The sequence below is a fragment of the Pseudomonas sp. PS01299 genome (assembly GCF_029960145.1).
Classification (GTDB): domain Bacteria; phylum Pseudomonadota; class Gammaproteobacteria; order Pseudomonadales; family Pseudomonadaceae; genus Aquipseudomonas; species Aquipseudomonas putida_A.
The window spans coordinates 1-8,534 of the sequence record NZ_JASCPO010000241.1; the positions used below are offsets into that span (position 1 = coordinate 1).

Below are 8,534 nucleotides of genomic sequence, written 5' to 3' on the forward strand. Positions count from 1 at the left end.
GCGGTGTGTCATCTAAAAATCTGCATTTGACCCACCGCTTTCGCGAGCAAGCCCGCTCCCACCCCGATCCTGCCCGGATTCAATTCCCGGGCCGATGCGTTAAACTCGCGCCCATTGCTGTCTGGAGCTTCTTATGCGCGAAGAGTTGAACCAAGGCCTGATCGACTTCCTCAAGGCCTCCCCTACCCCGTTCCACGCCACCGCCAGCCTTGTTCAGCGTCTGGAGGCCGCCGGTTACGTGCGCCTCGACGAGCGCGAGCCGTGGACCACCGAGGCCAACGGCCGCTACTACGTCACCCGTAACGACTCCTCGATCGTCGCGATCAAAATGGGCCGCAACTCGCCACTGCACGACGGGATCCGTCTGGTCGGCGCCCACACCGACAGCCCGTGTCTGCGGGTCAAGCCGCAACCGGAACTGCAACGTCAGGGCTTCTGGCAACTGGGCGTTGAAGTCTACGGCGGCGCGCTGCTGGCGCCGTGGTTTGACCGCGACCTGTCGCTGGCCGGGCGCGTCACCTTCCGTCGCGACGGCAAGGTCGAAAGCCAACTGATCGACTTCAAGGCGCCGATCGCGATCATTCCCAACCTGGCGATTCACCTGAACCGTGAAGCCAATCAGGGCTGGGCGATCAACGCGCAGACCGAGCTGCCGCCGATCCTCGCGCAATTCGCCGGCGACGAACGCGTCGACTTCCGCGCCGTACTGACTGATCAACTGGCCCGCGAACATGGCCTGAACGCCGATGTGGTGCTGGATTACGAGCTGAGTTTCTACGACACCCAGAGCGCGGCGGTCATCGGCCTGCATGGCGACTTCATCGCCGGTGCGCGCCTGGACAACCTGCTGTCGTGCTACGCAGGCCTGCAAGCCCTGCTCACCGCCGACACCGAAGAAACCTGCGTGCTGGTGTGCAACGACCACGAAGAAGTCGGCTCCTGCTCGGCGTGCGGTGCCGATGGCCCGATGCTCGAACAGACCCTGCGCCGCCTGCTGCCGGAAGGTGACGAGTTCGTCCGCACCATCCAGAAATCGCTGCTGGTCTCGGCCGACAACGCCCACGGCGTGCACCCCAATTACGCCGAGAAGCACGACGCCAACCACGGTCCGAAACTCAACGCCGGCCCGGTGATCAAGGTCAACAGCAACCAGCGCTACGCCACCAACAGCGAAACCGCCGGGTTCTTCCGCCACCTGTGCATGGCCGAAGAAGTACCGGTGCAGAGCTTCGTGGTGCGCAGCGACATGGGCTGCGGCTCGACCATCGGCCCGATCACCGCCAGCCACCTGGGCGTGCGCACCGTCGACATCGGCCTGCCGACCTTCGCCATGCACTCGATCCGCGAACTGTGCGGCAGCCACGACCTGGCGCACCTGGTCAAAGTGCTGAGCGCGTTCTACGCCAGCCGCGAGTTGCCTTAAAAGCTGAAAAGCTTCGCGAGCAAGCCCGCTCCCACATTGGAATGCATTTCAACCTGTGGGAGCGGGCTTGCTCGCGAAAGCGCTCGTGCAGACAACAAAGATTCATCGTAGAACCGAATCATTCCTGATACACATCACTCCTCGCTGCAGAAAGCGACCTAGACTTAAATCATTCCCTTCGACAAGGCAGTCACCATGATTTCGATGTCCTCCTTCCACGCCATGCTCATTCCGATACTGTCCGGGATGATCCTGCTGGCGATCGGTTTCAACTTCCGCGACAAGAACGCCGGTGTGTTTGCCATGTGGGTCGGCATGCTGATGATCCTGGCGACCGTGGTCTACAAGATCCTCGCCAAACTCAGCGAATAAATCCGCGCCCGGCTCGCATTGATTCTGGCTGCCTCGTACACTCGCTCAATTCGCCCCTTTGCGAGGTTGACCGCCTAGTGTTCGCTCGTCTGTTTGCTCTGCCCTGCCTGTTCCTTGTCTGCCTGATGACGCTGCTGCCGCTGGCCCCTGCCCAGGCGGTCGGGTTGCCGGGCCTGCTCAACACCACCAAGACGCAGCCGGAGGCGCAAGAGCCGCTGGGCCAGTCGCTGGATGAAGTCATCAAGTCGCTGGAAAACGACAAGCAACGCGCGCAATTGCTGAGCGATCTGAAAAAGCTGCGCGACGCCACCAAGAAAGCCCAGGCTTCACCGGAAGAAGGCGTGCTGGGCCTGATCGGCGGCACCCTGGCCAGCTTCGAGAAACAGTTCTCCGGTGACGACAGCCCGCTGACCCGCTGGTCCGACGAGTTCGATCTGGCCAGGGACGAACTCGACAACCTGATGTTGCCGGCCAGCGAATGGCTGCCGATCATCTTCGGCTTCGCGGTGATCCTGATGGTCTGGAGCCTGCTCGCCGCCGCGCTGATCTGGCTCGGTCACCGGGTGCGCATGCGCTTCGGCCTGACCGAAGAACTGCCGCAACACCCCAAGGCCCTCGACATGCTGCGCTTCGCCCTGCGCAAGCTCGGGCCGTGGCTGATTGCATTGGTCATCACCGTTTACATGAGCTACGCGCTGCCGTCGTCATTGGGTAAAAGCCTGGCGATGGTGCTGGCTTATGCGCTGGTGGTCGGCACCTGTTTCTCGGCGATCTGCGTGATCGCCTTCTCGCTGCTCGACGGCCCGCACCGGCACCGGGCGCTGTACATCCTGCGGCATCAGGCCTTCCGTCCGTTGTGGCTGATCGGCAGCTTCGCCGCATTCGGTGAAGCGCTGAGTGACCCGCGCCTTGTCGAAGGCCTCGGCGTGCACCTGGCGCACACCACCGCGACCATCACCAACGTGCTCGCGGCGCTGTTCACCGGGTTGTTCATCCTGCGTTTCCGCCGGCCGATCGCGCACCTGATCCGCAACCAGCCGTTGTCCCGCCGCCTGACCCGCCGCGCCCTCAGCGACACCATCGATATCCTCGGCACCTTCTGGTACGTGCCGGCGCTGGTGCTGGTCGGGATCTCGCTGTTCGCCACCTTCGTCTCCGCCGGCGACACCAGCACCGCCCTGCGTCAGTCGCTGATCTGCACGGTGCTGCTGGTGATGTGCATGGTGATCAACGGCCTCGTGCGCCGTCATTCACTCAAACCGCAACGCGGGCCGAAGCGCCATGCGTTGTACTCGGAGCGCCTGAAAAGCTTCTTCTACACCCTCGCCCACCTGCTGGTATGGCTGATCTTCATCGAGCTCGGCCTGCGCGTGTGGGGCAAGTCGCTGATCGGCTTTGCCGAGGGCGAAGGGCATGACGTCAGCGTCAAACTGTTCAGCCTGATCGGCACGCTGATTTTCTCCTGGCTGATCTGGATCCTCGCCGACACCGCCGTGCACCACGCCCTCACCCGCTCGCGCAAAGGCCTGGCGAATGCCCGCGCGCAGACGATGATGCCGCTGATCCGCAACGTGCTGTTCGTGGCGATTTTCATCATCGCGCTGATCGTCGCCCTGGCGAACATGGGCATGAACGTCACGCCACTGCTGGCCGGTGCCGGTGTGATCGGTCTGGCCATCGGTTTCGGTGCGCAGTCGCTGGTGGCGGACCTGATCACCGGCCTGTTCATCATCATCGAAGACTCGCTGGCCATTGATGACTACGTCGACGTCGGCGGCCACCTCGGCACTGTCGAAGGCCTGACCATCCGCACCGTGCGCCTGCGCGACATCGATGGCATCGTTCACACCATTCCGTTCAGCGAAATCAAAAGCATCAAGAACTACTCCCGGGAATTCGGCTACGCGATCTTCCGCGTGGCGGTGCCGTACAACATGGAAATCGACGACGCGATCAAACTGATGCGCGACGTCGGCCAGAAAATGCGCACCGACCCGCTGCAGCGGCGCAACATCTGGTCGCCGCTGGAGATCCAGGGCGTGGAAAGTTTCGAATCCGGCAGCGCGATCCTGCGTGCACGCTTCAAGACTGCACCGATCAAACAATGGGAAGTTTCCCGAGCGTTCAACCTGTCGCTCAAACGCCATCTGGACGAAGCCGGACTCGATCTGGCGACGCCACGCATGAGCGTGCAGGTCATCACTGCCGGCGGTGGCCAGCCGAAGGAATAGCACTTCGCGCAGACACTCGGGTCACAGGCAGGGAAGCCAGAAAAACAATAACCATGGAGACACCCGATGCAGCTGACACGTATCGCCCAGACCGTTCTGCTCACTCTGCTGGCCGGCACCGCCAGCGCCGCCACCCTGGACAGCACCCGCGAACAGATCGCCACGCAAGCCAAGGCACTTGAACCGCAACTGCTGGAAACCCGCCGCGACATCCACGCGCACCCGGAACTGGGCAACACCGAGAAACGCACCGCGGAACTGGTCGCCAGACAACTGAAGGCCATGGGTCTGGAAGTCAAAACCAACGTCGCCCGCACCGGCGTGGTTGCCATCCTCAAGGGCGCCCTGCCCGGCCCGACCGTGGCCCTGCGCGCCGACATGGACGCGCTGCCGGTCAAGGAAGTCGCCGACCTGCCCTTCGCCTCGAAAGCCAAAGGCACTTATCTGGACAAAGAAGTCGACGTGATGCATGCCTGCGGCCACGACGCCCACACCGCGATCCTGCTGAGCACGGCGAAAATTCTTACGGGCATGCGCGACACCCTGCCCGGCACCGTGGTGTTCTATTTCCAGCCCGCCGAAGAAGGCCCGAGCGACTTCATCCCCGACGGCAAAAACACCTGGGGCGCGAAAATGATGGTGCAGGAAGGCGTGATGAAATCCCCCAAACCCGACGCCGTCTTCGGCCTCCACGTCTGGGCCGGCGTCCCCGCCGGCCAGATCGCCTACCGCCCCGGCGCCACTCTGGCCAGCTCCGACGACCTGCGCATCAAAATCCTCGGCAAACAGACCCACGCCGGCCGCCCGTGGGACGGCATCGACCCGATCACCGTCGGCGCACAAACCATCGTCGGCCTGCAAACCGTGGTCAGCCGCCGCACCGACATTTCGTCCTACCCGTCGGTGGTCAGCATCGGTACCATCAACGGCGGCACCCGCTACAACATCATTCCCGAGTCCGTGGACATGAGCGGCACCATCCGCTCCTACGACTACGGCATCCGCCAGAAACTCCACGCCGACGTACGCCAGACCATCGAAAAAATCGCCGAAAGCGGCGGCGCGAAAGCCGACGTGACCATCATCGAAAAATACGACCCCACGATCAACAACCCGGCACTGACGGAAAAAATGCTGCCGACGTTGAAGTGGGCAGCCAAGGATGACGTGGTCAATGCGCCGCTGGTGGGCGGCGCGGAAGACTTCTCGTTCTTTGCCAAGGAAGTGCCCGGGTTATTTGTGTTTCTCGGGGTGACGCCACGGGATCAGGACATGAGTAAGGCGGCGCCGAATCACAATCCGGGATTCTTTGTGGATGAGTCGGCGCTGGTGGTTGGGGTGAGGACGATGGCGTCGTTGGCGACGGATTATTTGTATGGGAATGCTCAGCTGGCCAGATAGAGATGGGGTGATTGTGCGGGCGACTTCGCGAGCAAGCCCGCTCCCACAGTGGATTGGGTGTGGGCTGTTGGAGATTGGTCGGCTGTCAGGCCGCCTTCGCGAGCAAGCTCACTCCCACAGTGGGATTGGGTGCAGGCAGTTGGAGATTGGTCGGCTGGGAGGTCACCATCACTGGCAGGCCAGCTCCCACAGAGAGATTGGGTGCAGGCAGTTAGAGATTGGTCGGCTGTCAGGCCGCCATCGCCGGCAAGCCAGCTCCCACAGTGGGATTGGGTGCAGGCAGTTGGAGATTGGTCGGCTGTCAGGCCGCCATCGCTGGCAAGCCAGCTCCCACAGTGGTATTGGGTGGGGGCTGTTGGAGTTGGTCGGCTGGGAGGTCACCACCACTGGCAGGCCAGCTGCCACAGTTGGATTGAGTGCAGGCAGTTGGTGATTGGTCGGCTTTCAGGCCGCCATCGCGAGCAGGCTCACCCCTACAGCAAAGCAAAAGCCGACCGCAGGCTCTTCACCACTCAATGGCCGAGTGTCAGCTCGCCGAAAGCTCTTGATCTTGACTCACCGGCCCGTCGGCAGGCTGAGCGGAGGGATTGATCCGGGGGTGGGAGCGAAGCGACCGTTCGACGAAGTCGAACACATCGAGAGGAGGTGCAGCGAAGCAAACCGGAGGCGATGCGCCCGGATCGATCCCGGAGCGAAGGAACCCCGAGCTTTAGCGAGCGGGCCGAACGTCAGGGCACAGACCTTTGGTTCCTTTGGGGCGTTTGCCAAAGGGACTCGCTGTAAAAGCGAAACCGCCAGTGGCAACACCCGAAGCAACGGATATAAACCCAAAACCCCAAGAACCTGGTCGGCCCAAAGGCCGCCAAGGTCAAACAACATCTACACCAACGTGAATCGCATCATGCCGCCAAAACTCCAGATCACAATCAATCAACCGCTCATGCTGATCATAATTGACCCGAGCAATCCGTAACCCCGGACTCCCGACAGAAACCCGCAAAGCCGCCGCCGCATCCACCGACAACGACGTCGGCACAATCTCGAACCGCACCCGCCCATAGTGCAAATCGTAATGCCGCGCATACAACTCGGTCATCGACTGATTCAAATCAAATCCCAGAATCCCCGGAAAATACTGCGGATTCAGATAGTGCTCCACATACAAAACCAGCCGCCCGTCAATCCGCCGCGACCGGCAAATCTGAATCACGCTCGACAAAGCAGGCAACTGCAACAACGCACAAACCGCCACCGACGCCGGCTGCAACCGCGCCGAAATCACCTCGGTCGACGGCACCCGCCCCTGCGCACTGACCATCGCGTGAAAGTGACTGCGCTGCATCAGGTTGTACGCCAGACGTGGCGGCGAAACGAACCAGCCACGGCGCTCCTCGCGATAGATCTGCCCCTGCGCCTCCAACTGCAACAAGGCCTCACGCACAGTAATGCGCGTGGTGCCGAACAACTCACTGAGCTTGCGCTCGGCCGGCAACTTGCTCCCGGGCGCGAGCAGGCCGTGATCAAGCTGCTCCTGCAGCACCTGACCAATCGCTGTCACCGCTTTTGTTGCCTCATCGCGCATCAACGTTACCTATCTGGACTAGACCAGCACTGTTTCGGGGCAAAAACCGTACGGCCTGCAAGCCGTTTCCTTGTATTGCAAGCCTAGGCAGTGCAGATGACCGAGAGATGACAAACCCGCCCGACGGTCGCCCTCATGACTTGCAATACATCGGCCAAGTGCCTTGTCCGCCGGGGCTTTGACCTTGGTCTACGCTTACCGGGCAAGCGCCGAAACCGGGCCAATAAAAGGCCTGCCGGGCGACCGCCGACATCAAAGTGTCATCCAGCCCCCTTAAATTGGCTCAGGTATTGCTGACCTAGACCAACACAAACCGCAATCGCAGCGTTGAACACGACCAAGGAGCTTCGGAATGAAACAGCTTTTCCTGGCAACACTGTTAGGCTCGACCATTGCAATGTGCACCTCCGCCATGGCGGCGGGTACCGACCTGAAAACCCTCGAAGCCGCTGCGAAAGCGGAAGGCGCCGTCAACAGCGTCGGCATGCCCGATGACTGGGCCAACTGGAAAGGCACCTGGGAAGACCTGGCCAAGACCTATGGCCTGAAACACATCGACACCGACATGAGCTCGGCCCAGGAAATCGCCAAGTTCGCCGCCGAAAAAGACAACGCCACTGCCGACATCGGCGACGTCGGCGCGGCCTTCGGCCCGATCGCGGTCAAGCAGGGCGTGGTGCAACCGTACAAACCAAGCACCTGGGATCAAGTCCCGGACTGGGCCAAGGACAAGGACGGCAACTGGGCACTGGCCTACACCGGCACCATCGCCTTCATCGTCAACAAGAAGCTGCTGCACGGCTCCGAAGTTCCAACCAAATGGGCCGACCTCAAGGGCGGCAAATACAAGGTTTCCATCGGTGACGTGAGCACCGCCGCGCAAGCCGCCAACGGCGTACTGGCCGCTGCCCTGGCCAACGGTGGCGACGAGAAGAACATCCAGCCGGCCCTGCTGCTGTTTGCAGACATCGCCAAGCAAGGTCGACTGTCGATGGCCAACCCGACCATCGCCACCATGGAAAAAGGCGAAATCGAAGTCGGCGTGGTCTGGGACTTCAACGGCCTGAGCTACAAGGCCAAGATGGCCAACCCGGATGACTACGTGGTGCTGATCCCGTCGGATGGCTCGGTGATTTCCGGCTACACCACCATCATCAACAAGTACGCGAAAAACCCGAACGCCGCCAAGCTGACCCGCGAATACATCTTCAGCGACGCCGGCCAGACCAACCTCGCTCGCGGCAATGCTCGTCCGATCCGTGCCGAGCACCTGCAACTGCCGGAAGACGTGAAGGCCAAGCTGCTGCCGAACGAGCAGTACAAGAAGGTCACGCCGATCAAGGACGCCGACGCCTGGGAAAAAACCTCCAAGGCCCTGCCGCAGAAGTGGAACGAAGAAGTCATCGTAGAGATGAAGTAATCCTGTAAATCCCCACTGCTGGATCCATTGGAGATCCAAATGTGGGAGCGGGCTTGCTCGCGAATGCGGTGGATCAGTCAAGCATCTATTGACTGACACTCCGCC

Annotated in this window: 6 protein-coding genes; 5 read left to right on the top strand and 1 reads right to left on the bottom strand. The window is 61.6% G+C overall.

The features are described 5' to 3' along the window. Window positions 1-133 precede the first annotated feature (133 nt). The 4 genes from QMX91_RS26345 (at window position 134) to QMX91_RS26360 (ending at window position 5,427) form a co-directional block, all read left to right on the top strand. A complete protein-coding gene (locus QMX91_RS26345) occupies window positions 134-1,423 on the top strand; it encodes a M18 family aminopeptidase (protein WP_047598982.1) in 1,290 nt (429 codons plus the stop codon). 195 nt (window positions 1,424-1,618) lie between these two features. Then, window positions 1,619-1,795 carry a hypothetical protein gene (locus QMX91_RS26350; protein ID WP_282413606.1) on the top strand — a complete coding sequence of 59 codons (177 nt, stop codon included), beginning with the start codon at window positions 1,619-1,621 and terminating at the stop codon, window positions 1,793-1,795. A gap of 77 nt (window positions 1,796-1,872) precedes the next feature. Beyond that, complete coding sequence (locus QMX91_RS26355) at window positions 1,873-4,026, top strand: mechanosensitive ion channel family protein (protein WP_096797024.1); 2,154 nt, start codon at window positions 1,873-1,875, stop codon at window positions 4,024-4,026. 66 nt (window positions 4,027-4,092) lie between these two features. After that, window positions 4,093-5,427 (top strand): amidohydrolase, encoded by a 1,335-nt coding sequence (locus tag QMX91_RS26360; RefSeq protein ID WP_183782083.1) that lies wholly within the window; start codon window positions 4,093-4,095, stop codon window positions 5,425-5,427. A gap of 868 nt (window positions 5,428-6,295) precedes the next feature. Here the strand turns inward: QMX91_RS26360 and QMX91_RS26365 are convergent. After that, window positions 6,296-7,009 (bottom strand): UTRA domain-containing protein, encoded by a 714-nt coding sequence (locus tag QMX91_RS26365; protein WP_025113378.1) that lies wholly within the window; start codon window positions 7,007-7,009, stop codon window positions 6,296-6,298. 352 nt (window positions 7,010-7,361) lie between these two features. On the opposite strand from QMX91_RS26365, the gene QMX91_RS26370 reads away from it, so the two are divergent. Beyond that, on the top strand, window positions 7,362-8,429 hold the full coding sequence (locus QMX91_RS26370; RefSeq protein ID WP_027613356.1) for an ABC transporter substrate-binding protein: 1,068 nt from the start codon (window positions 7,362-7,364) through the stop codon (window positions 8,427-8,429). Window positions 8,430-8,534 lie beyond the last annotated feature (105 nt).